The sequence below is a fragment of the Blastopirellula sp. SH421 genome (assembly GCF_057808535.1).
The window spans coordinates 4,053,132-4,077,121 of the sequence record NZ_CM173712.1 but is presented as its reverse complement, the minus strand read 5'-3'; the positions used below and the strand labels follow the sequence as shown (position 1 = coordinate 4,077,121).

Sequence of the window (23,990 nt, the reverse complement as noted above, 5' to 3'; positions counted from 1 at the left end):
CATCGGATGAAAAATCTGCTTGTTCATCTTTGTAATTCTCATCGATCGCAACTTCTTGTTGAAACGGCGGTTCATTTGGCGAAAGTCGCTCAGGCCAAGGTACGTGGAGTTTCGATCCTAGATACGCGAAAATTTTATCGGAAAGCGACAATCGAAACCGCTGCCTATGCCGGAGTCGAAGCAGCCCGCATGGAGCTGAAACATCGCCGACAAATGCAGTACCGCGATGACTTTATCCAGGTATGCCGTCGCCGCAAAGTAAGTTGTGAAGTGCTGGACGTGCGCGGCGATCCGCTTGACCTGCTGACGGACGAAGCGAGATATAACGATTTGACGATCGTCTCCAGCGCAAGCCATTCAAATCGTCTGGAACCGGGGCTCTCGGCCAGTGAGTTAATGGAGTTGGCGCTGCGCGGCGTCCAGCCGTTGCTGATTCTGCGAGACAAGCCAAATCTGCTGCGGCGAGTCTTACTGATCTACGATGGGTCGAACGCATCCAGTCGAGCGATTCGCTCGTTCTTGTCACATTCGCCATATCTGGGAGAGCAGTATCGGTTGCTTTGTGTCGGAGCAGCGGCCGATCCGCACAGCAGCGACTTTGACGAGATGTCGCAATATTGCCAAACGCGAATCGATACTTTAGAGCTCGGCTCGCTGCCGGGGTCACCACACCGAACCGTCGCAAAATACGCCCAAAAATGGGAAGCCGACTTGTTGGTGCTGGGAGTCGCCAACTCGCGTAGTTGGTGGGGAACCCCCTTTGGCCAACTCGGCGGCAATCTGCTGCGAAATACAAATTTGGCGCTTTACACCTACGCCTAGACACAAATCGTTGTCTTTGACAATCATAGACCAACGCTTACTAAAGGAGCATTTTTTTCCTATGCCACGTTATGAATTTTGGCGAGAAGTCTTCTCTTTGCGAGGTTCGGCGACCCCGCTCATTTTGGGGCGCCTGTTGGGTTACTCGGTTTACGCAGCGATCATCACCGTAATCATGATGTCGACAGGCAAGACGCACTTGCTGGCCAATTCCCATTACGAATACATCGGAGCGGTGCTTGCGCTGCTGTTGGTTTTGCGAACCAACGCTGGATACGATCGTTGGTACGAGGCTCGTAAAGTTTGGGGAGGGATCGTCAATCAATCCCGTAATCTCGGCCAAATCGGCGTCCTCTATGGCCCCGAGGATCGTGAATGGCGCGAGTCCTATTTGCGCTGGGTCGCTGCATTTTCGACCGTATGTCGGCATAGCTTGCGGAAACAAACGAGCTTTGATGAGATTAAAGATCTCGTCAGGATCGTCGGTTTGACCGAAACTCAACGCCTGGCGCAGTGCAATCATATGCCGATGTATGTGGTCCGACGAATCGCGGAAATGCTGAAGCAAGCGGTCGAGTTAGGCCAGTTGGATCGCTTTTACTTCCTCCAAGCCGAAACGCAGCGAGCTCAGCTGATTGACCATGTCGGCATGTGCGAACGTATCTTGGCCACACCCTTGGCGCGGGCGTTCTCGATCAAAATCCGACGGTTCTTATTCCTTTATATGACCTTTTTGCCGTTTGCCCTTGTCGACTATGTCGGCATCTTCACGCCCTTGTTGACGTTGCTGGTCGCTTACCCGCTGCTGGCCTTGGATCAAATCGGCGTCGAACTCCAAGATCCATTCTCGCAGCGTCGCTTGAATCATCTGCCGCTGACCCAGATCACGACCATGATCAAAGATAATCTGATGGCCTCGCTGGATGATTTACCGCCAATGGTTCCCTTTCAGGCCAAAGATATGGAGATCGTCATCGAGGAAGTTCGCAAGCCGAACACCATTCGCAACTACGCGGTCGACTCCACGATGGCCAGCTAAATCGGGCCCATCTTCCTAAACAACAGCGGCGCTGGAACTTGGTCCAGCGCCGCTGTTTTCAGATTGCCTGTTGATCGCGATGGCTCGCAGCAAGCTTAATCGCTCACTCAGAGGTTAGCCCTCGCCGATCAGCTCTTTGATCTTGGCCTCGATCGCTTTGGCGTTGGCTTCGCCTGAGCCCACTTTAACCATCGCGATTTTTCCTTCACGGTCGATCAAGACCATGTGCGGAATGCCGCTCACGGCGTAGTACATTGACATTTTGCCTTCGGGATCGATCGCAAAGACATGCTTCAGCTCATGCGAAGCGGCGAATTTTTGCAGCATCGCCTGTTCGTCTTCGTGCGAAACTTCGGCTCCTTGCGACGGCGCCGGAGACATCCGTTCTTCATTCCACGCATAGTTGTAGTAGCCGGTGACGCCGATGATCTCGAGTCCCTTATCGCCGTACTCTTTTTCGAGCTCACGCAGATGCGGGAAGGTCGCGATGCAAGGGCCGCACCAAATGGCGAAAAAGTCGAGCATCACGACTTTGCCTTTAAGCTCTTCATCGGTCAACGGAGCGCCATTCACCCAGGCTTCGGCCGAAAGCGGCATCGCCGGCTTGCCAACCAGTTCTTCCAAACGTTTCTGGCGTTCGATCGCTGCGGTCAATCGTCCCAGTCCCAGCTTGGCGGCCGTTACTGCCGTTTTCACGGCGGGATCAATCGTGTCGGTGGCCAGCGAATCAAGATAGGCGGTCTCTTCTTTCATGCTTTTTTCCGCCGCTTTCCAGTCATCGCTCAGCGAAGACGAAATCTCCATCATCACCTTCATGCCGTACTTGCCGATCAACGTCGCGTCTTCGGGAGCGGCTTTGATCTTGGCACGCAAGTCTTTCAGCGACATCTTTTGCAGCTCGATGCGATCGATGAAGCTGTCCAAAACCGTATTCACTTGACCGAAAAAATTGATCGCCTGTTCGTCGGTCGGTTCAAATTTAGCAAGCGTCTCTTTGATCTCCTTCAATTGCTTGACGGCGCCATCGGCGTCTTCGCCAGCTTTTTGCATAATCGGGCCAAGGCTCTTTTGCAAATAAGCGTTCAGCGCGGTGACGTCATTCGGGTTGGCCTTTAGCTTTGCCAGCGGATCGGCCGCGGCTTCTTTGGTCTCTTTCGCGGCTGGGCTCTTTTCGGCAGCAGCATCGTCCGCCGCATACAGCAGCGAGACGCACGGCATAGCGGCCAGCAGTAGTGCGGCCAAAGTTAGGTGCGAAAATTTCATGCAATTTCCTTTAGCGTTATGTGGATTGGACGACCAGGGCAAACGCCCTGTCGGAGGATCGCAGGCAAGGGCAAGCGGGATATTCTATCACCAAGCAGAGACCGCTGTCGGTAAACTCTGGCACATTGAGCATCTAACAGTATTTGATATCCCCTTCGTGCCAAATTAACAACGCGAAGTTCAACGCTTTGCGAAATTATCAATTTGCCTGCGGGATTTGTACAACCGTTGGGTCTTGGTTCAACTGCCGAATGGGCGTTTCGCAGGCCGTTGTGGTTTTTGGCGAAAACCGTTGGTTACGGTTGCCAGGTGTTCACCGGAGGCAACATTCCGTCGCTATCTAGTGGGATTTCAAGCGGCTGGAACAGCACTTCGAGGTCGTCGCGCGAGTTCGCTTCTTCTAGGAAAGCCTCGCTGCAGATCACTTCGTCGATCGACAGGGTATGCGGGATCCACATGATCCGGGCCTCTTGCGGAGGACGCAATCCGATCGTTTGCAGGGCATTCTCAAGGATTTCGCGGTCGGTCTCGTAGTGGATCGGAATCATCGCCGCGGTGACATGTCCCGAGGTGACACTGTTAATATTGGTGATGTTGCGGTCCATTTGGTCGACCATGCGCGTCAGGCAAAACTCGCACATGCCGATTCCGGAAGCGTTGCCATGCGTTTCTTCGGTCAAACCGCGGAGGGCGATTCGTTTAATGCGCGGCGTTTCGTCGCCGGTCGCGGCGTGGTCGTTGAATTTACGTCCCACGATGTTGGTATCCATGCCTGCGCCGCTGATGTTTTTGCCGATCTCATCAATGATCAGCATATCGGCTTCTTCAAACGGCAGTTTCGGCAGCAAGGTGTTGGCCAAACGCAGCAGTTCTGGCTCACGCTGTTCGATTTGGTCGGCCGGCACGCCGACGATGTGCCCTGTTTCGTCGTAGCCATTTTCAATGATGGCCAAGCCGCACAATATGTTGCACTGCTTCAAAACTTCGCGAGCAACGCTTTGCACAATCTGTGTAAAGCTGTTGTCCATGATCGCTTTGTGATAGATCTTGGCCCCGTTGTGTTTGCCCAGACCAATCAGCATCATCTTCATCAAACCACTTTGGATTTCGCCGGTGAAATCGGTGTGGGCTTTCACGCGACCGCAAACAACCACGTGATCGGCTTGCGACGCATGCTTATCAAAGTGAACCGGAAAACCTTCTTTTGCCTGACAGACAATAATCGTCTCCATGCTGGCGCGGATTTCGCACCCGCAGTACTCAGGCGTGATCCCGTACGAAGCGAGCACGCCAACCTGGCCTTCGGCCGTTCCGCCGCCGTGACTTCCCATCGCCGGCACAATAAACGGCTTGGCGCCGATCCCCTTCAGATGGTCGACGATCGCTTTGATGATTTCTTTGATATTGGCGATGCCGCGGCTGCCGGCGGTGATCGCGACGGTCTCACCTGGCTTTACCTTTTTGCCTAACTGCAAGCTTGTCAGTTGGCGATCGACTTCGCCGGTGACGTCGGTCACCAGAGGACGGGGAAAGGTTTGACGTAGACGGAAAAGTTTCGGAAATTGCATAGATCTGTGCGCAGGAGCAGTGAAGGTGGGCAAAACCGTATTCTACCGCCGAATTAGCAAACCGTCGATTGATGCAGGACTACCGGAATGGGGCGAATGACGAATGTCGAAATCCGAATGTCGAATCAATGCCGAATGCAGAAACCTGAATGACGAATGCTGGGTGGTTACCTCTGGATTCGGCATTCTTTTTTCCACCGGACCGGACTACGGCGTTTTTTTATGGGCGGACTTCCGAACTGGCCAAAGTCCTACCGATCGCTGGAAACCCAACTGCGCAGCATTCCCCGCCGCCTGCCTGCGGAAGCTGCTTGTCATCCTTCACTTGCTGGTCCAAGAGGGAAGAGTGCGGAAGGAGAATTTGAAAACGGTTTGACGTTCAAAACCGTCGCTACAAAACTGATGCTACTTGCTGGTGAGATCGTAGTTGAAGGTGTTCTTGCCGGGTACGACGGTTGCTTTCAGCGTGGATTCCGCGTTGAACTTGGCGGGGACTTTGACTCTGGTTCCATCGTCCAGCGACTCGCCGCCGGAGATGCGTACGATGTAGTCGCCAACCGGGGCGCCTTCTTTAAATCCCGGATAGTGCAGCGAGTAGACGCCTCCTTCCAGGGTATAGCCGGTGCCGGTTGCGCGGCCGCCGACTTCTCCGGTGGGTTCAAAATTGACCTCGAGCCCTTGGACCGGTTTGCCATCCAGGGTGACGACGCCGGTGACGGTCGCCAGTTTGTCGCCCCCACAGCCGACAAAGCAAGTCAGGCCGGCAAGCAACAGAACGGTAAAAGTGGCTCGCGAGAGAACGCGCATACGAAGATCCTTGTATGTCTGTAATCGCCAGCGACCAGAGTGGTATGGTCGCTGGTTGCGAAATATTGAAAACGATTCGAGGCGGCAGTCGCCTTAGAATGGCCCCTCAAAAGCTTTTCCGTCGTTGCGGAGGCTCAGCGGTTGCAAGACATTGTTCGCATCGGTTGTTTCTGACAAAAAGTGGACCGATGCATCGGCGGTCAAAGTCATCACGCCGCCTGGGTGGAGGCTTGACCAGCCTTTGCCGGCGTTTTCGGGCGAACCTGCCTTCGCGTAGTCAAAATTGATTCGAAACCCAGCCCGATAAATGGTGCGCAGCGTCGCGTCATTCGCGTAGCTGTCATTCTTGCCAGCGCCGAGCCAAGTAGCGGCATGTCCGACAGGGTACTCTCGTTCGGAGGCCAGCATCGTGTTGCTGGTTCCATCGGTGCAGTCGGAGAAGTTCATAAAGCTATTGCCCCAGAGGAGCCCGCCGGCGTCGAGGTCTCGGATCGGATAGTTGGGGGTGGCGCTCCAACCGGCGCAGCCAACGTAGTTAGAGACGGCGACATCAAAATGGTCGGTGCTGCTAAACCGCAGCGATTGGGCGAGCTCTGGCGCCGAGTCCGAAGGGCAGAGGTAGGCGGTGATTTTTGTTTGCAGCAATGCTTTGTCGGCCGCGGTGGCGCTGCTGGTATAGCGATCGAAAAGCGGGATTCGGCCTGGATCGAGCTGGTCGTAAAAGTTTTGCTGTTCGACAAAGGGGAGAATTGCGACGGCCCAGCCATAGTTGCATTTGCCGTTTCCGCCGCGATAGAGATAGCCGGCCGGCAACGCGTTAAACGTATCGTGATAGTTGTGCAGCGACAGCCCGATTTGCTTCATGTTGTTGCTGCAGCTCATGCGTCGAGCCGCTTCGCGGGCCTGTTGGACGGCCGGTAACAGCAGAGCGATCAAAACGCCGATGATCGCAATCACAACAAGTAACTCGACCAAAGTAAAGCCGCGAGCCTGAGTTTTTGCGCGCATGATAGCTCCTTCGCCAGAAGAGGGGAGAGGAATGAAAATGGAATATTCCTCAGAAGATATGAAAATTAGCGTAACATTTTTACTTAAAAAGACAAGCTCCATTTTCCGGAGTAATGCTTGATTAAGCCTGTTATCCGGTTATTAACAAAGGATTAGCGGGGCAAAATCGCGATGCGCTACCCATGCGTCTTCAAGGCTTTGAGAATTGTTACGCGGCAATTTTCGAGGGGAACACGGCAAATTGTGATCTTTTTTTGCAAAAAGGGGGCCTCACCATGCATAGCTATAGAGTGTGCCGTTTTTTTCCTATTTGGAGGCCATCCCATGTTGAGGAGCAAGCTTACTTTTGAGGCAGCAAAAAGAGATGCGGCTCTAACTCGCTATAGAACATCGCGCTGGGATCGATACCGGCGGCTTGCATCGTTTGGATATGCCGTTTGACCGGCGGGGTCTCGGCCAGTAGCGGCAGCAACACCAGCCAGACGATGGCGACCAGGCTGACGGCGATCAGTAGTCTTGTCCAGCGGCGGCGGAGATCGCCGCTAGCGGAATCGGATTGCAGGTTAACTGGTTCCACTGAGCATCTTCTCGATGTAATCACGGAAGAGCCAGCCAAACATGATGTAGGCCATCAGAAAGGTAAGGAGCAAATTGAGCGACTGTCCGCAGACGTAGAGGATCAGCGGCTTTCCCCCCTTCAGGTAGACGGCCAGCTCGCGGAAGTTGGTCTCCAGTCCGATGCTGACAAACGCCAAGCAAAAGAGCCAACCGCGGAGCGAACTGGTCATCTCGGTCATTGCTTTCACTTGGGGTTCGCCGTCCGTGAGAAAGTAAGAGATCGCCGAAAAGACGACCGAAGCAAAGACGAAGCCGATCACAAATTTGGGAAAGCGATACCAGATTTCCATCGCACTGGGACGCGCGCCCTCTTTTGATTTCTCAACAAAGGTGACCCAGTAAATCGCGACGCCAAATGCGACGACCCCAATCAAGACATTTTGAATCATTTTGACGGTGACTGCGACAAACTCTGCACGTTCGCCCAGTGCGTTGCCGGCGGCGACCACCGCGCCGGTAGCGTCAATCGTGCCGCCGATCCAAGCGCCCCCCACCAAATCGTCAATCCCGAAGACTTTGATCAAAAATGGTTGGACAACCATCATGATGACCGTAAAAGCGAGCGACATGCCAATCGCCAGCGAGAGTTCTTCTTTTTTGGCGCGGCAGGCGGCGCCGGTGGCGATTGCGGCCGAAACGCCGCAGACCGACATGTCTGCCGAAATCACCATATTCAGCGACGGCGACGACATCCGGAGGATCTTTTGTCCAAAGATAAAAGTTGTGATCAACACAATCGGAGTTACGATCCAGGCGACCGCGATACCAGGAATCGACAGCGCGAACAACTTGGCAAGCAAGACTTCGGCGCCTAGCAGGACCAAACCGGTTTTGATGTAGAACTCGGTTTTCATCGCAGGCTTCCACGACTGCGGCGTGCCGATGGTGTTGCTGATGATTAAGCCGACCAGCAGCGCCCAGAGCGCATATTCTAAGTTGTAGTACTTGATGACTGCTTGGGTTGAAAGGAGATAGGCGAGCAGAGCTAAGAGAAACAGGATCGGAAACGCCGCAGCAAAGCGACCGACCGATTCTCCCCGGACGAATTGTGCGCAGGCGAACAGCGCCAGCAGAACCACGCCGATGGCAAGCATGCCTGGCAGCAATGAAGTCTCGGCTTTCGAAAACGCATCGAGAGGATTATTTTTCCAACCGCTCGGTTTGACGATCCAAGATTTCAGCGGACTGGTCGCCGAGAGGGTCGCTGCAGCGCCATCTTTGCCGGGGATCGATGTCATCTGGATCGACAAAAAGACCGCCGCTAGGATCAACGCGCCAAGCCAGATGGCCCACCAATCTTCGGCGGTACGCATCTCTTGCAGCAAGGGACGAGGCTCGAAAGAGACTTCGGGCTCAGCACAAGGGGTATCGCTCATCAGGTGTGATCAATTTGGGGTGGGATCCGAGGGAAGGGCTCGATTATCGCGCCAAAAAATGATGCGGGTCAACCCTGCTTATTGATGTCGACTTCTCCAAGCCGTCAGAAATAAGGTTGGCTCGATCCGCCGCGCAGCGGAACGAATGTGCCGATTGGCGCGATTTAAAGAGCCAGGCAAAAGGACGATCGGTGGAAAAAAGGCGCCGATGCCGCTGAATTGCAGCTTGCCGCAGCGGTGCGGCGTAGCTTTTTTTGAAGGCGCAGTTTGTGCCGCCGAGGTTTCGTCACTTGTCGAAGGGAAATGCTGTGTCTTCAGCCGATTCAAAGCTTGCCAGCCAAGAGCAGCATCACGTAGAAACACGTGTACAATCGCTCGTCGAACTTTTAGAAACTGCGCTGGCGCAAGATCCAGAGACCTTTTCAGTCTCGACTGTACTCGCGGTCGATGCGTGTGATCGGCAGCAGCTGGACCAGGCGAAGCAAACGGTCTATCACAAGGTGCTAGAGCGGGCGTGGGAAGATGGGGATTTTAGCCGTGAAGAGCAAGTGATGGCGCGGCTGATTGCCGAGAAGCTTGATCTGGAGGAAAGTGAATTTGTCGCGATCGAGTTGGAACTGGCCAAAAAACAGTTTGCCGCAGCGCTAGGACGCGCGATGGCTGACGGCGCGTTGGACGCCGATGACGAGCGCCGGTTGCAGAAGATCAGCGATACGATCGGGATGTCGGTCAGAACATTTGCCGGCGTTTTCTTTCAGGCGGAAGGAGAAAGATTTCTGCGCAGCATGTTTTTGGAAGCGGTCGCCGACAATCACTTGATGCACGAAGAGTGGGCGTCGCTGCTGCATACCGCCGCGAAGCTGGGGATCTCGCAGCAGGAGTTTATCCAGGCGATCCGGCATCAGGCGCGCGAGTTTGTTGAGCATGTGATTGTAGACGCCAAAGCGGATGGCGTGATTTCGCCGCATGAAGAATCGACGATGGTTTGGCTGTTGCAACAGCTTGAAATGCCGGCCGACTTCTGCCAGTACGTGGTTAGCGAGATGGCCCGCTTAAAGACTCGCGTCAAGTCGACGCAAGGGTTAGAAACGTTGCAAATTGCCCGCGAATCGCGAATGCGAATTTGGCGCAAATACAATGGCCGCTGCGCCGCGTGCAGCGCAGGCAACTATTTGGAATTGGTGCGGATCATCCCGCAGTCGATGGGCGGGGGAGATGAAGAGAGCAATATCCAACTGTTGTGCCGCCGCTGTCTGGGAGAGACGCACGCGTAGATCGCGGCTCAAGAAAAACAAAGACCGACGGTGCTGCATGCCGCCGGTCTTTGATTTTTCCGCGAGATTCAAATTAATCGAGCCTAGCAACCGCAGGTCGGAACCGTGATTGTCTTGGGAACCATCTTGCAGACGGGAACCTTGACTTCTTTGGTCACTTGAACCGGAACCATGCAGGTGTAAGAGACGACCTTTTCTTCAGCGATGTTCTTGTAGGTGGTCACGTCACAGGTTTTCTCACGCGTTTCAGCGCGGCAAACCGTGTACGGGACTTCCTTGGTAAGGACTTCCGTTTCATAAGTGCAAGTCGGAACCGTGTAGGTTTTGTTGACCGGCTTCATCACGCAGACTTGGTAGCTGTAGGGGACTTGCTCGGTGACCGGCTTCATCACGGTGCATGTGACGTCTTTGGAGACGACCTCGGTTTCGTAGGTACAGGTCGCGACCTGGTAGGTTTTTTCGACCGGCTTCATCACGCAAACTTGGTAGCTGTACGGGACTTCTTCGGTGACCGGCTTCATCACGGTGCAAGTGACGTCTTTGGAGACGACTTCGTTCTCGTAGGTGCAGGTGGCGACCTGATAGGTTTTCTCGACCGGCTTCATCACGCAAACCTGGTAGGTGTACGGGACTTCTTCGGTAACCGGCTTCATCACGGTGCAGGGGACTTCGACTTGCACGAGATTGGGAACCCAGGTTTTGCAGACTTTTTCGCAACCACAGCAATCGGTGACGACTTTTTCTTCCCAAGCGCCTTGGTCTTTGCAAACGGTCTTGGTGATGGTTTCCGGCATCATTTTGCAGACGGTGCGAGTCGCTTCACGGGTTTCGTGCGTCGGTACCATCACGGTTCTGGTTACCGTTTTCGTACCGTGAACCGGCTTGCAAACGTTGTACTGAACCGTTTTGGTCGAAGTTTCAGGAACCATGCGGCAAACAGTGTTGGTCCCTTCACGGGTTTCGTAAGACGGAACCATCACGGTTCTGGTGACCGTTTGCGTACCGTGAACCGGCTTGCGAACGGTGTACTGAACGGTTTTGGTCGATGTCTCGGGGACCATTCGGCAGACGTCGCGAACTCCTTCGCGGGTCTCATAGGTCGGAACCATCACGGTTTTGATGACGGTTTGCGTACCGTGAACCGGCTTGCGAACGGTGTACTCGACGGTCTTCGTCAAGGTTTCCGGGACCATCACCGTATACGTCCGCGTCACAGAATTCGTTTCTGGTACGCAGCGATAAACGGTGACAGTCTTCTGGCGAGTTTCGGGCTGCATCTCGGTACAAGTAATCGTTCGGGTTTCAAACGACTGCTGCGGGACCATGATGGTCTTTTCGACATACTGCACTTCTGGCGCGCAGGGTGCGTCGCTAGCGGTGGTGCAGACTGGAGCACAGCCTGGACGACAGCGACGACATGCTTCAGCGACATTGGCCACGCTTAACGCGGCGAACACTGAAGTTAGAATCAGCAAGCTACGAATCATTTAGGCTTCTCCCCGATGTGGTTAGTTTTCCCCTGACCTTGCTGATTGTAACGATGGAATTGGGGATTTGAATCAAGCTCCGGTTAAATTGGATGAATTATCCAGGGAAACTCTGGCAGGAATCGGAGAATATTGAAATTACTTCTCCGAACAATTTCGGGTTCGATCGAGGGGGGGGAGGGGATCGCCAGATTGATTGCTGGGCGCGATAAAAACTGTATGACGCTGCCTGGGAGCCAAGCAAGCCGACTGGTCGAACGCGGAGAAATTCTTCATTTTGGTGAATTGCCGTGAGTGGTCGCGAAGCGTTGCGTGGGCGAAAATACAAAGCGGTGAGCTTGACGAACTGAACTCAGTGAGAGCAAACATATGGAAGAACGCACACGCGAACTGCAAAAATTAAACGCCAAGCTAGAGGCCGAAATTCGCGAACGCTCTCTGGTCGAACAACAACTGTTGCAGGACAAGGTTTATTTGCAGTATTTGCTGTCCGGGCATGAGCGGGACCGGCAGTTGATTGCCTATGAAATTCATGATGGCATCGTGCAGGGGCTGACTGCGGCGATGATGCACTTAGAGACGACTCCGGGGCTGATCAATCAAGAACGTATCGACACAGCGCTGCGGATCTTGCGTGGCAGCGTGGTCGAAGCGCGGCGCGTGATGAAAGGGCTAAGCCCTCCGCTGCTAGAAGATATAGGGGTGATTGCGGCGATTGAAGGAATGCTAGAAGAGCAGACGCCGGTCAACTGCGATATTCAATTTGAGCATGACGTTCAATTTGATCGCTTGTTGCCGCTGCTGGAATGCACGATTTATCGAATCGTCCAAGAATCCGTCGCCAACATCCTGCGTCACAGCCAAGCGACCCACGCGCGGATCCGGCTAGAAGAGCAGGGGGATCGGCTGCTTTTGTCGGTGACGGACGACGGGGTTGGTTTTGACTCTAGCGCGACCACGACTGCAGGGTTTGGACTGAAGGGAATTGCCGAGCGGGCCAAGTTGTTTGACGTCGAAGCGAAGATTGAGTCAAGCCCCGGCGCCGGAACTCGCCTGAAGATTGATTTTCCGCTGATTCGAGCCAATCAGGATTTCGACAAATGGACGTCGTTAGCGGGTAACCCAGACACCTCGAAGCGAGTATAATGCAGGGCTATTTGTCGACGGTCCGAATGCGAGTCGACCTCCTTCCTTTGGCCCCCGCCGTACATCGATGCAAGTCGCGCTTTTCATTCCCTGCTATATCGACCAGCTTTATCCGCGCGTCGGCATGGCGACGCTAGAGATCTTAGAACGTCGCGGGTGCGACGTGGTGTTTCCTGCGGCTCAAACCTGCTGCGGCCAGCCGATGTCGAACACCGGTTGCAGCTCGGATGCGCTGCCGCTGGCAGAGCGTTTTCTCGAGATCTTTGCTCCCTATCAATACGTTGTTGCGCCCAGTGGAAGTTGCGTTGCGATGGTGCGAAAGCATTATGACGAGTTCCTTGAGGGGCGTCCCGGTTTTGAAGAGCTGAAAGCGAAGACCTTTGAGCTGTGCGAATTTTTGGTCGACGTCTTGAAGGTTGAGTCTTGGGGAGGCGCCTACCCGCACAAAGTTGGGCTCCACGCTAGTTGTCATGGTCTGCGTGAACTGGGGATGGGTAAGCCAAGTGAGTTGGTGGGTGTTAATTTCAGCAAGCCGGGCCGGTTATTAGCGATGCTGGATCAGATTGAACTGGTCAAGCCGCAGCGTCCGGATGAATGCTGCGGGTTTGGCGGAACCTTCGCCGTGAACGAAGAAGCGGTCTCGTGCATGATGGGGAGTGATCGCTTGAAGGATCATTTTTCGGCCGGCGCCGAAGTTTTGACCGCTGCTGATATGTCTTGCCTGATGCACTTGCAGGGACTCTCCGGCCGGCAAAAATCGCCGCTGCAGATCAAGCACATCGCCGAGATTTTGAACGAGAGCGAAGCGAATTTATGAAAACGGCCGAGCATCCCGAGCAGGCGTCCAAGTTTGTCGCCAATGACGAGCGCGCCCACTGGCACGACCAGGCGCTGTGGTTTGTGCGCGAAAAACGCGATCGCATGGCGGTCAGCTTGCCTGAATGGGAACAGTTGCGCAACAGCGCGTCGCAAATCAAGCTGCACACGGTGAGTCGCTTGGCCGATTACCTAGAACAGTTTGAGCAAAACGCGACCAAGTTGGGCGCCGTGGTTCACTGGGCGCGCGATGCCGACGAACACAATCAGATTATCTTGTCGCTGCTGCAAAAAGCGGGCGCCAAACATGTGGTCAAAAGCAAATCGATGCTGACCGAAGAGTGTCACCTGAACCCGTTCTTAGAAGAGCAGGGGATCGAGGTGGTCGACACGGATCTGGGCGAGCGGATTGTGCAGCTGCGCAACGAGACCCCTTCGCATATCGTACTGCCGGCGATTCATATCCGGAAGGAAGAAGTCAGCGAGACCTTTCACAAACATCTGCATACCGAGGCTGGTAACAACGACCCCAACTATCTGACTGAAGCGGCCCGAAATCACCTGCGCGAAAAGTTTGTCAGCGCCGATGTCGGCATCACCGGGGTGAACTTTGCGATCGCCGAGACCGGCGGGCTGGTTGTTTGCACCAACGAAGGGAACGCCGACTTGGGGGTTTCGCTTCCTAAAATGCACATTGCCTGCATGGGGATCGAAAAGCTAGTTCCCAACGCGGCTGACCTGGGGGTCTTTTTGCGACTGCTGGCGCGCAGCGCGACAGGACAGCCGATCACGACTTATTCGTCCCACTTTCATGGTCCGTTGCCCGGCGGCGAACTGCACATTATTTTGGTCGACAATGGCCGCAGCAAGCTGATGGGAAGCGAGCAGTTTCGGAACTCGTTGAAGTGTATCCGCTGCGGCGCATGTATGAATACGTGTCCCGTTTATCGCCGGAGCGGGGGACATAGCTACGGAACTACTGTGCCGGGACCGATTGGATCCATCTTGGCGCCGTCACGCGACTCGAAGACGCACAAGAGTCTGCCGTTTGCGTGTACGCTTTGCGGCTCTTGCACCGATGTCTGTCCGGTCAAGATTGACCTGCATCACGAACTGCTAGAGTGGCGTGGAGAAATTCGGAAGCGGGGACAATTGCCGCTCTCCAAGACGGTTCCGATGAAGCTGACCAGTTGGCTGATGCGATCGCCGTGGCTGTTTGGATGGGTTGGCGCGATCGGAAAATTTTTCTTACGAAACTTGCCTCGCTGGGCGATCTACCACGGACTGAATCCGTGGGGTAATCAACGCGAGATGCCTGAGTCCCCGCCGCAAAGTTTCCGGCAGTTGTATCAAATACATGAGTCAAAAAAAGCCAGCGATGAGTAGCCGCGATCAGATTTTAAAGAGTATCCGCAATCAGATTGTGGCCAGCGTCGATCATCCAGGGCTCGACGGCGATTGGATTCGCTATGACGACCGCTTTGCGCACTTTAGCACGGTGTTGACCGCGGTCGGCGGGGCTGCGCATTTGGTCTCTACGGCGGAAGAAATCTTGGCCGTTTTGAACCAGGTTCCGGCTTTTGTTCAGGCGAACAAAATAGTTAGTTTGTGCGAACAAATTTCGGGCAACGTCCCCTTGGAGTCGATTGACGATCCGCACACGCTAGAAGATGTCGATTTTGCGGTATTGCCGGCTCAGTTTGCCGTGGCCGAAAATGGCGCCGTATGGGTAGACGATGCGGCGGTAAAACACCGCGTGATTTACTTCATACCCCAGCATTTGTCGTTTGTCGTGCGGTGCTCAGCTGATGCGGCCGATGCGATTGTTGACAACATGCACCAAGCCTACGAGCGGCTTTCGCTAGGCCAGCGGCAGTTTGGCGCGTTCATCTCGGGGCCTTCCAAAACGGCCGACATTGAGCAGTCGCTGGTGATTGGCGCGCATGGAGCCCGGTCGCTTCACATCTTTTTTCTGCGACAATAATTCAGACGAACTCTGCCGGCAATGGATGCACAAAGCGGCGGCGAACTCTAAAATAGCAATGGCCGACTTAAGCGGCCGCGAAACTTTGTATCAATTCGCGGTGTGCGGCGTCCCTGTCAGGACTTGATGGATGAGCGAAGAACAACAGCAGCAGACCCAGGCGCCGCGCCTTAATTTATTGCGATTTTCGTTGGATGGATCGACTGCGAAATTTGAAATCGAGTCGTTTCAGGATGACGAACTTTCGATCGCCGCGCAAAAATGGCGTTTGATCGCGACGCCGCTCGACCCCGACGGAGCGAAAAACCTGACGCGCGTCATGCAGCAAATGGTGCAAAACCGGACCGCGGTCAATCCCGGCATCCTCGCCGGAACCAATCCAGGCGTCCAGATCCATCGATACCTGCGCGGTCTGGGATCGCACGGTCGCGCCGCTCACGGCGACTATTTGGTCCAATGCGGCGAGGAGTGGGTCTTTGTGATGGTGGTCGCGCGAGCGCCGCATGATGAGTTTGAATCGGCCGAAGTCGATCGCGTTCTGGCCTCGGCCAGCTTGGCCGAACAACCGGCGCTAGAACGTCAAGTGCTGCCCGCCTGGCAACAGTTTCTGCAAGAGCGTAAGCCGTCCGATCCTGACGGCAAGTTTCTGATTTCGCTGGAGCCGGCGCCGGTGATGATCGGCAACTTCGATCTGTTTGAAGAGCTCGAAGATCAGGCTGACTTGTCGCCGGATGACGACGACGTTGATCGCGGTGGACGAGCGTTGGATCGCCAGTTGATTGAGTTTTATGTGTTGGACGAACCGCTTTCGATTCGCTGCGATCTGTGGATCCAGCGCGAGCCAGAAGTCGCACAACCGCGCGAGCTTGTCTTTCGCTCCAAATTGGAAGTTGCGATCGGCCGCATCGAGATCTGGTCTGCCGACGAGATCTACAATTTTGAAATCGCCAACGGCAAATACGACGCAAGCATCTTTGTCGTCCAGCGAGGCAAGACTTGCGACGACGATCTCACCGATCGCGAGTTCTTCGAGCGACACGATCTGGAGCGGTATGAGATCATTCTCAAGCCAAGCGGCTAGACAATGTGCCAAGTACGATCCTGTAAAATTGGATCCGTAAAATAGGCCACGTCCGATTGGGCGTGGCCTGTACCTAAAACTCCTGCATGTCGATTACTGACGTCGGATCTGCGTTGTCAGTGAATAGAGCTGCCCCTGCATTTGGTAGCGGGCCTCGGCGTACATCGCGATAAAACCTTCTTTCGGCACGTCGATGCTTGCTACATACGCGCCGTCGGCTGCGGTGATTGGCTGAGAGGTCCACTGGGACGGGCGGAAGTCGCCGCTTTCGGAAGTCGCGGACCAGAGCCGGACCTCTTGGGGAGGTACATCACTGCGTACGGTCAGCGTGAGTTTTTCACCCGCTTCGGCGTACTGCCACTGGAGATTGGGGAGCGGCTTGTTTTCGGCGACATGTTTGACGAAGGCGACCAACGTGGTTAACGCCGTTTCGATCCCACCTTCTAGACCATGTCCCGCGTTTGGGATGTAGAGGAGATGTTTCTCACCTGGCAACTCGTCCCAGTAGATGTTGAGGGCATCGACTACCCAATAAGGATCATTCGTGCCGTTGATGATGAGCTTGGGCAACTTCAATTGCCGGCGGTAGGTGTAAGGATCGACCCAGCGCCACAGCGGAACTTCTGGCTGTTCTTGCATCACGCGGACCAGCCCTTTGCTGGTGTAATCTTTGATCTGGACGCTATAGTCTCCCCAGACCGCGATTTGATGTTTCATCTGCGCTTGGAAATGGAGCGTGTCGATCACGATGGGCGCGATTCCGGCGACACGCGGATCGGCCACCCCGGTCAGCCAAGTGGTCCAACCACGTTTCGAGGCGCCAGCAACGACGAACTTGTTGACGTCGCCGTTCCACTCTTGTTTTGCGACCAACTGCATGACATCCATGGCGCGGACGGCGCTTTTGACCATCGGAAACAACAACGGCCACGTTGCATCGCGTGTTTCGAGATAGCGCAAAAATGTTTCCGTGATCAAATCATCTTCGACTCGATCTCCCAACAGCGGTTGGTTAGGTACCTGCAATAAATAGCCAACGCAGACTCCGCCGGCGTTGGCCATACGAGCGCCGGCGATCATGTCGCCGCCGCGTAACTTGCCGCCGATCTTTCCGCCGGTGATAAACAGCAGGCCATGCTGGGGATGCTTGATCTCTTGCGGTTCAAAGATCGCCAAAACATGCGTCCAGGTGATTCCTTGCCAAGTTTGCGATGTTAGTTCGACCTCGTGCAGGCGCCCCATGCCTAGCGGCAAGTCGGTTGTTTTGAGTAACTTCCACGCGAAGCTATCGTCTGATTTGGCTACATAGTCTTGCAGCGCCGTTGGCACAGCAGCTTCGGAGATCTTCTCTGCCAGCACAACGTGCGGTTTCGCGAGAGAAAAAAACAAGATGCCAAGAACTAAAATTTGCGACAATCGGTTCATAGCTGCAATGCATGCGAGTAAGCGTAAAGTAGTGAATTCGTCGAGCGACTTACTTGGTCTTTAAATCGATCACACCCAGATCCACCGATTTTTGATCAGCGGTAAGGGTCAATTTGACGGGAGATTTGTCCGGTTTGTTATAGCGATTTTTCAGACGATCAGGTCCCGAAAATCCAACCGACATCTGATTAAATCGACCCCAAAAAAAGGTCAATGCATAACTGCCAGGCGGAACGCCGTCTCCTTCCACGTACGTGGATAATTCGAACCGGCCATCATCCCCGGTCAACGCTTGGGTCACCGATGGATGCTCTAGATCTTCGTCCGCCATGGACAGGCATTCGATCGCAATGGGACTTCCTGGAGGTCGACCATCGACAGTTACAGTACCCGAAACATGGATTGTCGGTTTCGCAAAATAGTCGTGCTCTTTTCGGCCGCATCCGAGCGCCCCGAGCATTGCCGTGACCAACGACAACGCCAGTAGATCCTTGCAAGTCATCCCAACATCCCCCTCAACGATTGGCGACAAGAACTCGGCGTCCACTTTTTGTGTGGACTACAACCCGCCGGGGATTTCTCCCCCACCGGCAGTCATCAAAGCCGCGAATGTGTAGCCCGAGACTGTGGAGGGAACGAATCGTACCGATCCGTCGCACATCAAGAAGCTGGCGCCGCCTGGATGAAATGCATAAAAACCGACCCCCCGGCCGTTGCTGCAATTGATGATGCAAGCGCCGCCGTTCGTCCCAAGCGAGCCATCATACAACGAGCCTTGCGGCCAATGATCGCCGTGCAAGCTGTCGGCCCACCCGCCTCCCTGGGTGCCGCCGTAGGTGGCTGTCAATGTCGAATCGACGGTCCGCAACTTATAGACCGATCGTCCTCCCAGACGCTCACCAAGCATAAAAGTATTGGACGTGCCGTCGGTAACGTCAGCAACGCGTGGACACGACGTGCGTCCCCCGGGGACAGTTTCCCAGAGCACCCCAGATCGGCTCGTGGGGGGGTTAGCTCCATAGGCCAAAGTCGCGTATGCTCCGCGAATGCCGGCTGTCGCGCTATAATCGCCGCGAGCTGCGGTCCAGGTCAATTCGACCGGGGGAATACCGGTTTCTAATGCATCTTTGGGGACGCTGTAATCGCTGATCTCTTCGGCGGCGGCCGAAGGGCACATGAACGCGTTAACCGGAGTCTTAATCACTTCCAGATTACCGGCCACTGCGGCGGCGTTGAACATGCCGGCGGCCTCATTAAACGCTGGGGCGCGAGAGTCGTATTTGGCGTCTAGAGCCGACTGTTCGAGATAGGGCAAGAGCTGGACCGACCAGCCTTGGATGTTCAGATCGGCCGAGATGTTCCAGCCGAACGGAAAACATCCTAGCGTCGAATGGTAGTTATGAAACGCCAGCCCCAGCTGTTTTAGATTATTGGAGCATTGCATCCGTCGGGCCGCTTCGCGGGCTTGCTGCACCGCCGGCAACAACAATGCAATCAGTACGCCGATGATCGCAATCACGACCAAAAGTTCTACCAACGTAAACCCGTTACGTCGGTCCACGGAAGCGCTCGCGCGATGACAGATCATGACGCCGTTCCTTGAACAAGATTTCGAGAGAAGAGATTGAAAAGAGCTGCGAGCGTTATGCGATCAAAAACTCGTACGACGCTTGCTTCAACGGCTATTGAAGAGAATTCTCTGAAACAGAGCAAGACAATTTTACGTGATGACGCACATATTCACATGGTTTAAATGAACCACGAACAATCTTAATTAGATCGATTCAATCGCTTCCAATTTGATCCTACATCAACCCTGTGTTAGCAAAGGATCGCGCCACCGATCAAGTGAAGAATCTCTATCGAGATGCTCTCTATTCATTGCGAGCTTGAATCAGCCTGCGGGTGGAGCCTATTAAAAAATCATGGAGCTTTCGTGGTCCTTACGACACGAAGGAATATCGGATTCAACCCTAGAGGCAGAGGGAAACGGCGTGGGCCGTAGGCGAGAAAGAAGTTCAACGTTGTCCGTTGAAGGAGATCGCAAAAAAAAACAGGACGTGCGACAAGTGAAGCTCGTCGCACGTCCCGATTGAAACCAAATCAGATCAAAAAAGAGAATCTAATGTGGCAGTGGGGCGCCTACCGGCAACCCGCCGGCAGCCGTTAGGCGTCTCCACCTCTTCGGCTAATACAGACAGATTCCACTGAACCACCTCCTTTCCACTAAAGACACCCCAGTCTTTGCCGATTAAGCCAGTTAGACGACATCGATCTGGGCTCTAGTAAATTGCGTCGCGTCAACGCAACCCGATACTTCAACTTTGCGCCACTCTTTCGAGTTCTGCAAGTGAAATTCTCACAGCGGCAATAAACAAGACAACCCAACCAGGGACGGGTTCGCGCTGCTGGCAAAAAATTGCAATCGACGTAAAGTTTGATAGGTTTAGCATTTGTGGCTCTGATCGAATTTAATGCCGCCTTCGTAGCCGTGGACAAAAAATTCCCTTCAACGGTTTTACTCTTATTTTTCGATGGCCGTAAAATCCGATTTTGACAAACCGGAAACCTTCGGCGACATGGTGATTGGCTCTGCGTTGCTAATGATCATCATGGTTGTAGGATTGTTGGCATTAATCGCAGGCCATTGGCTTGTGACGCCTGTCGCCGACTGGCTGGCCTTGCACGGCATCTATTCGGTAGACGAAATTGCCCGGCAAAACCTCACGATTGTGCGGGCCCGCAACACCCCAATCGTCTCCAACGGCGATCCGCTACCCTTTGGCTGGATCGCGCTACAGTTGGTTCTACATATGGCCAGCGGGCTGTTTTGCATCTATCTGATCCTCATGGCCCTAACAGAACTCGATCGCCGATTTTTCGGGGGAAAGATCCGTCCGTGGATCGAGCAGCATCTCCCGATAAAACAGCAAGCATCCCGAGAATCCAGCGCGTACAATGCTGAGCGAATTCTGAGGTTACTCTCAACCGTTCCCGATCGCCGTGCGACCATCGTCTTTTGTGAAGATGATGAGCAAAAAATGGCTTTGCTGGCGCAGCTCTACCAGCAGTCGCCAGCGCAACGCATCGCTTTCGCGTTTTACTTTTCCGATGATGTCGAGCAATTCTTGCAAAAACTGAGCGAATTGAAAATAGATTCGCCGCCGGACCACTGGAACAGACTGACCTTAGTTCGCTCTCCCAAGGGGCGGCCCGGAGCCGAAACAGTTCCGGAAGCGATTGTCATCTGTGGTTCGCATCCCGCCGAAGCGGAAGAAGAAGAAACGCTCGTAGCGATCAGCCCGGACTTCAACTCCTGGCCGCGAATTCAAATCGTTGCGGCTTCCGAGTTGGATCTGGATGACGAGTTGGAGCGAATGATTCGCAACTGCTGGCCGGCCGACTGCCCAACAACCGCCTACGAGTTGCCGATGCTTTCACGCGAACTAGGTCGCCAGCAATATCGCAACCAGAAGTGTCGCATCGGCGCGAAACCGGTCACCTCGCGCGCCGAATGGTTGCGATGGAACGTCATTTGAGGAAATGCGATCGGCAGCGCAGATGAATTCTAAATGAGCCGATCGAAGCCGCCCCGGAAAACGTCGACGAGCCCCAAGCCATACCCACCGGCAGTATCAGCTTAGAAGTGAAGTTCAGTCGCATCGGTCCGGTCGAAGTCAATTGTTTCCAGAGCCGCTGGCCCGATCCGAGTTCTGAGCCGACCGAGATCGAGCCGACGCCCGTCAATGGTCCTTAGCCAAGTCGAAACGGAATCATCTTCCACAACCGCTGGTCACGCAAATAGATACCCAACCAGGCCAAGATCGGCAGCAGAATCTGCATCGTCATGTCTTCACCCTTCAGCCAGTGAACGCAGATCGCTCCGCCCATGTAGCCGGTCAGCAGGATTGCCCCCAAGATCGCGGTCGGCGGAATCAGATAGAGGACCGCACATGTCGTTAGCAAGATTCCCAGCGGCAGTAGCTTGGCGACGGGAAAGCCGGCTTCCTGCATTTGCTTGACCGCTTCGGGATCCATCTCACCGCCGAGCGCCATCGACAACTTCATCACGCCGGCCGCCAGAAACGCTAGCCCGGCCAGGACGGTAATCACACGTCCGATCCAAACAGCGACCATGTTGGGTTTGTTGGTGGTGATTTCGGACTGGATCATCTGGATCGCTTTATGGGAGTTGGTGAGGTGTACTTCAACCGAGAATCAGCAGTATAGCGAGCACAGGGAGCGTGCGGCAATCGAGCGAATCCAAAGTCTTTGGTCGCACATGAAAAACAGAGAATAGTAGCCCGAGGCGCGCTTTCGAGGGAATGCGGTTGGCGACACCGAAAAGAGCCTAAGCGCGCTTTAGAAGCCGCGAATCAGTAGTTGCTGGTGCGACGCTGCGACACGCTTTCCCTTGGCTTGCGCCGCGGGCTGGTATTGCGACTATCGGGCTGCTTACCGGCAATCGATTTTGTCCAACCGCATTGAAGTCATGCTCGTTCGTCGAAGGCTCTGCAAGCGCATGCTGCCCAAAAATAGCGGCATGACGGAACACTGAGCAGCAGCGAATCCGGTTCGAGCTATTGCAGATCGAAGTTCAATTCCTCATTCGCAGCCGCTTTGACTTCCGCTTCCAGCGTACTCTTCTCGTTGTATTTGTCAGGGATCGAAGCGACCTGCGGAACTTCGCCGCTGCCGTCATCCATTTGCATCATCCGTCCGGTTTTCCAAGATCCATAAATCTCAATCTTCTTCACGCCGGCGGTCGACGTGCCGTTAAATTTGCCGGCGACAATTTCACATGCGCACGTTGGACCAGTCCCGATCTCGGTCGTATCGGGAATGAAGCTGATCCGACCTTTTTCCAGCGGTTCGCCTTGATAAGTCACGGTCCCGGAAACGGGATAGGTGGACAGTTCGCTTTGTGGCTGACAGCCGGTTGCTAGTAACGCCATACCAAACGCAACTGCAATTCGAGAGATACCCCACAACATAGACGTTTCAACTCCCAGCTGGACGATAATTTTTTGTCGAGGAACCAACGGCGACCGCTTCCTTAGATTTCTCCCAAAACTTCACCATCGCCGCGCGAGCCGAAACGGTTCCAGGTCGTCAGATCAATCGTCTCCGAAACAAACCCGATCGAGGCATCGGCCCGACCAATTAACACGCCGCCGGGATGATAACTACGAGCTCCCATACGACACCATTCGGTCGAATTTACGGCGGGAGCACGCGGCGGGTAATCCACAACGGTCGCTGAATTGGCCGTATCCGGGGCGGAACTGTTGGGCGTATCGCGCAGCGCCAACGTGACATTCGCATTGTTCCAGCCGGTCATGTAATACGCGCCCCGACGATCGACGTCATCCGGAACCAAAATGATCTCGCCTACCATCGCTACATTGCTGGTTCCATCGACGACGTCAGCGATCCGAATTCGGGATTCGACAAAGAACATGCCATCGGCTTTGCGATCGTTATCGCCGTTTTTCAAGCTTCCAGACCCATGCGCTACGACATAGTTGCCCAGAAATCCCCGGGTTGGACTGATCTTGGGATTCGCTGGATCGGACGGGCACATGAAGCCGTTGACGATCGTCCTGCGCTGCGTAAACTCCCATGGCAACCTGCCCGCGCGGATGTCGGTTTGAATCGAATCAAACAGGGCAGTTTGCTCAACAAAGGGCAATAACGATTGGAACCAACAGTAGCGTTTCAAGTTTTCAGCCGTACCCGACTGATTGATCCCCATGTAGTAGCCAGGCGGAAAGTTGCCGTAGGTATCATGGTAGTTGTGCAGCGACAAACCAATCTGCTTCAGGTTATTGCTGCATTGCATCTTGCGAGCCGCCTCACGAGCTTGCTGCACCGCCGGTAACAGCAATGCGATCAATACGCCGATGATTGCGATCACCACTAGCAACTCAACAAGGGTGAACCCCGGACGTCTGTATACGAACGACTTCATGACGTCGCTCTCCAATAAAAAGAAAGAAAAGATGAGAGAATGAATCTGCGATAAGAAGCGTGGCCGCTCCATCGAAACTTTTTCACCGAAAAGATAATAACAAATGATTGGCGGTATCGATATCAAATAATTTCCGCTGGGGAACGTGCAGCTGCCTACGATAAACTTTGACCGCTACGTACAGCCGGAATGCAGAGTCCTAATCCGTGATATCGGCGGATCATGGCCAATTATTCTGCTGGTTTCTGGTGGCGGTCAGATCCAAGGGGACAGATTTGGCGTCCTGGATGCGTTCGATGCTCGCT

The 23,990-nt window shown here is 54.4% G+C and carries 22 protein-coding genes; 9 read left to right on the top strand and 13 right to left on the bottom strand.

The genetic code is table 11. From position 1 onward, the window contains the following. Nucleotides 1-6: 6 nt before the first annotated feature. Entirely contained in the window at nt 7-822 is an 816-nt protein-coding gene (locus tag SH421x_RS16495) for a universal stress protein (RefSeq protein WP_488850547.1), read from the top strand. A gap of 61 nt (nt 823-883) precedes the next feature. Continuing rightward, nucleotides 884-1,861 carry a bestrophin family protein gene (locus SH421x_RS16490; RefSeq protein WP_488850546.1) on the top strand — a complete coding sequence of 326 codons (978 nt, stop codon included), beginning with the start codon at nt 884-886 and terminating at the stop codon, nt 1,859-1,861. Between the two features lie 114 nt (nt 1,862-1,975). Here the strand turns inward: SH421x_RS16490 and SH421x_RS16485 are convergent, their stop codons facing one another. From SH421x_RS16485 to SH421x_RS16460, 6 genes are all read right to left on the bottom strand, one after another. After that, entirely contained in the window at nt 1,976-3,124 is a 1,149-nt protein-coding gene (locus SH421x_RS16485) for a redoxin family protein (RefSeq protein WP_488850545.1), read from the bottom strand. A 296-nt stretch (nt 3,125-3,420) separates the two neighbouring features. Next, complete coding sequence (locus SH421x_RS16480; protein ID WP_488850544.1) at nt 3,421-4,692, bottom strand: nickel pincer cofactor-dependent isomerase, group 22; 1,272 nt, start codon at nt 4,690-4,692, stop codon at nt 3,421-3,423. A 405-nt stretch (nt 4,693-5,097) separates the two neighbouring features. Beyond that, nucleotides 5,098-5,499, bottom strand: coding sequence for a carboxypeptidase regulatory-like domain-containing protein (locus tag SH421x_RS16475; RefSeq protein WP_488850543.1), 402 nt, complete (start codon nt 5,497-5,499; stop codon nt 5,098-5,100). A 93-nt stretch (nt 5,500-5,592) separates the two neighbouring features. Next, nucleotides 5,593-6,507, bottom strand: coding sequence for a DUF1559 family PulG-like putative transporter (locus tag SH421x_RS16470; protein WP_488850541.1), 915 nt, complete (start codon nt 6,505-6,507; stop codon nt 5,593-5,595). A gap of 340 nt (nt 6,508-6,847) precedes the next feature. After that, nucleotides 6,848-7,084 (bottom strand): hypothetical protein, encoded by a 237-nt coding sequence (locus tag SH421x_RS16465; protein WP_488850540.1) that lies wholly within the window; start codon nt 7,082-7,084, stop codon nt 6,848-6,850. Continuing rightward, complete coding sequence (locus SH421x_RS16460) at nt 7,071-8,501, bottom strand: YeiH family protein (RefSeq protein WP_488850539.1); 1,431 nt, start codon at nt 8,499-8,501, stop codon at nt 7,071-7,073. Before SH421x_RS16460 ends, SH421x_RS16465 begins: the two co-directional genes overlap by 14 nt. Before the next feature lie 308 nt (nt 8,502-8,809). Between SH421x_RS16460 and SH421x_RS16455 the strand changes: the two genes are divergently transcribed. Next, a complete protein-coding gene (locus SH421x_RS16455; protein WP_488850537.1) occupies nt 8,810-9,775 on the top strand; it encodes a hypothetical protein in 966 nt (321 codons plus the stop codon). An 83-nt stretch (nt 9,776-9,858) separates the two neighbouring features. Here the strand turns inward: SH421x_RS16455 and SH421x_RS16450 are convergent, their stop codons facing one another. Next, on the bottom strand, nt 9,859-11,262 hold the full coding sequence (locus SH421x_RS16450; RefSeq protein ID WP_488850536.1) for a hypothetical protein: 1,404 nt from the start codon (nt 11,260-11,262) through the stop codon (nt 9,859-9,861). 369 nt (nt 11,263-11,631) lie between these two features. Between SH421x_RS16450 and SH421x_RS16445 the strand changes: the two genes are divergently transcribed. The 5 genes from SH421x_RS16445 to SH421x_RS16425 all read left to right on the top strand — a co-directional run bounded on the left by SH421x_RS16445 (nt 11,632) and on the right by SH421x_RS16425 (nt 16,289). After that, the gene (locus SH421x_RS16445) at nt 11,632-12,408 is read left to right on the top strand and encodes a sensor histidine kinase (protein ID WP_488850535.1); all 777 of its coding nucleotides are present in this window, start codon (nt 11,632-11,634) and stop codon (nt 12,406-12,408) included. 67 nt (nt 12,409-12,475) lie between these two features. Continuing rightward, nucleotides 12,476-13,225, top strand: a complete 750-nt coding sequence (locus SH421x_RS16440; protein ID WP_488850533.1) for a (Fe-S)-binding protein — start codon at nt 12,476-12,478, stop codon at nt 13,223-13,225. Beyond that, nucleotides 13,222-14,610, top strand: a complete 1,389-nt coding sequence (locus SH421x_RS16435; RefSeq protein ID WP_488850531.1) for a lactate utilization protein B — start codon at nt 13,222-13,224, stop codon at nt 14,608-14,610. The genes SH421x_RS16440 and SH421x_RS16435 overlap by 4 nt, the downstream gene beginning before the upstream one ends. Next, nucleotides 14,603-15,208 carry a LutC/YkgG family protein gene (locus SH421x_RS16430; RefSeq protein ID WP_488850530.1) on the top strand — a complete coding sequence of 202 codons (606 nt, stop codon included), beginning with the start codon at nt 14,603-14,605 and terminating at the stop codon, nt 15,206-15,208. Before SH421x_RS16435 ends, SH421x_RS16430 begins: the two co-directional genes overlap by 8 nt. 130 nt (nt 15,209-15,338) lie before the next feature. Further along, entirely contained in the window at nt 15,339-16,289 is a 951-nt protein-coding gene (locus SH421x_RS16425) for a hypothetical protein (RefSeq protein WP_488850528.1), read from the top strand. A 93-nt stretch (nt 16,290-16,382) separates the two neighbouring features. Here the strand turns inward: SH421x_RS16425 and SH421x_RS16420 are convergent, their stop codons facing one another. Genes SH421x_RS16420 through SH421x_RS16410 form a run of 3 tightly spaced genes read right to left on the bottom strand, consistent with a single transcriptional unit; the run spans nt 16,383 to nt 19,275 of the window. Beyond that, nucleotides 16,383-17,714, bottom strand: a complete 1,332-nt coding sequence (locus SH421x_RS16420; protein ID WP_488850526.1) for a PhoPQ-activated pathogenicity-related family protein — start codon at nt 17,712-17,714, stop codon at nt 16,383-16,385. Between the two features lie 49 nt (nt 17,715-17,763). Continuing rightward, the gene (locus SH421x_RS16415; RefSeq protein WP_488850524.1) at nt 17,764-18,216 is read right to left on the bottom strand and encodes a carboxypeptidase-like regulatory domain-containing protein; all 453 of its coding nucleotides are present in this window, start codon (nt 18,214-18,216) and stop codon (nt 17,764-17,766) included. A gap of 57 nt (nt 18,217-18,273) precedes the next feature. Next, the gene (locus SH421x_RS16410) at nt 18,274-19,275 is read right to left on the bottom strand and encodes a DUF1559 family PulG-like putative transporter (RefSeq protein ID WP_488850522.1); all 1,002 of its coding nucleotides are present in this window, start codon (nt 19,273-19,275) and stop codon (nt 18,274-18,276) included. A 973-nt stretch (nt 19,276-20,248) separates the two neighbouring features. Between SH421x_RS16410 and SH421x_RS16405 the strand changes: the two genes are divergently transcribed. Further along, nucleotides 20,249-21,253, top strand: coding sequence for a hypothetical protein (locus SH421x_RS16405; protein WP_488850520.1), 1,005 nt, complete (start codon nt 20,249-20,251; stop codon nt 21,251-21,253). Nucleotides 21,254-21,467: 214 nt separating this feature from the next. On the opposite strand, the gene SH421x_RS16400 is transcribed toward SH421x_RS16405, so the two are convergent. The 3 genes from SH421x_RS16400 to SH421x_RS16390 all read right to left on the bottom strand — a co-directional run bounded on the left by SH421x_RS16400 (nt 21,468) and on the right by SH421x_RS16390 (nt 23,685). Beyond that, nucleotides 21,468-21,887 carry a DoxX family protein gene (locus SH421x_RS16400; RefSeq protein WP_488850518.1) on the bottom strand — a complete coding sequence of 140 codons (420 nt, stop codon included), beginning with the start codon at nt 21,885-21,887 and terminating at the stop codon, nt 21,468-21,470. Nucleotides 21,888-22,294: 407 nt separating this feature from the next. After that, nucleotides 22,295-22,708, bottom strand: a complete 414-nt coding sequence (locus tag SH421x_RS16395) for a hypothetical protein (protein ID WP_488850516.1) — start codon at nt 22,706-22,708, stop codon at nt 22,295-22,297. A 62-nt stretch (nt 22,709-22,770) separates the two neighbouring features. Next, nucleotides 22,771-23,685 carry a DUF1559 family PulG-like putative transporter gene (locus tag SH421x_RS16390; protein WP_488850514.1) on the bottom strand — a complete coding sequence of 305 codons (915 nt, stop codon included), beginning with the start codon at nt 23,683-23,685 and terminating at the stop codon, nt 22,771-22,773. Between the last annotated feature and the right edge of the window lie 305 nt (nt 23,686-23,990).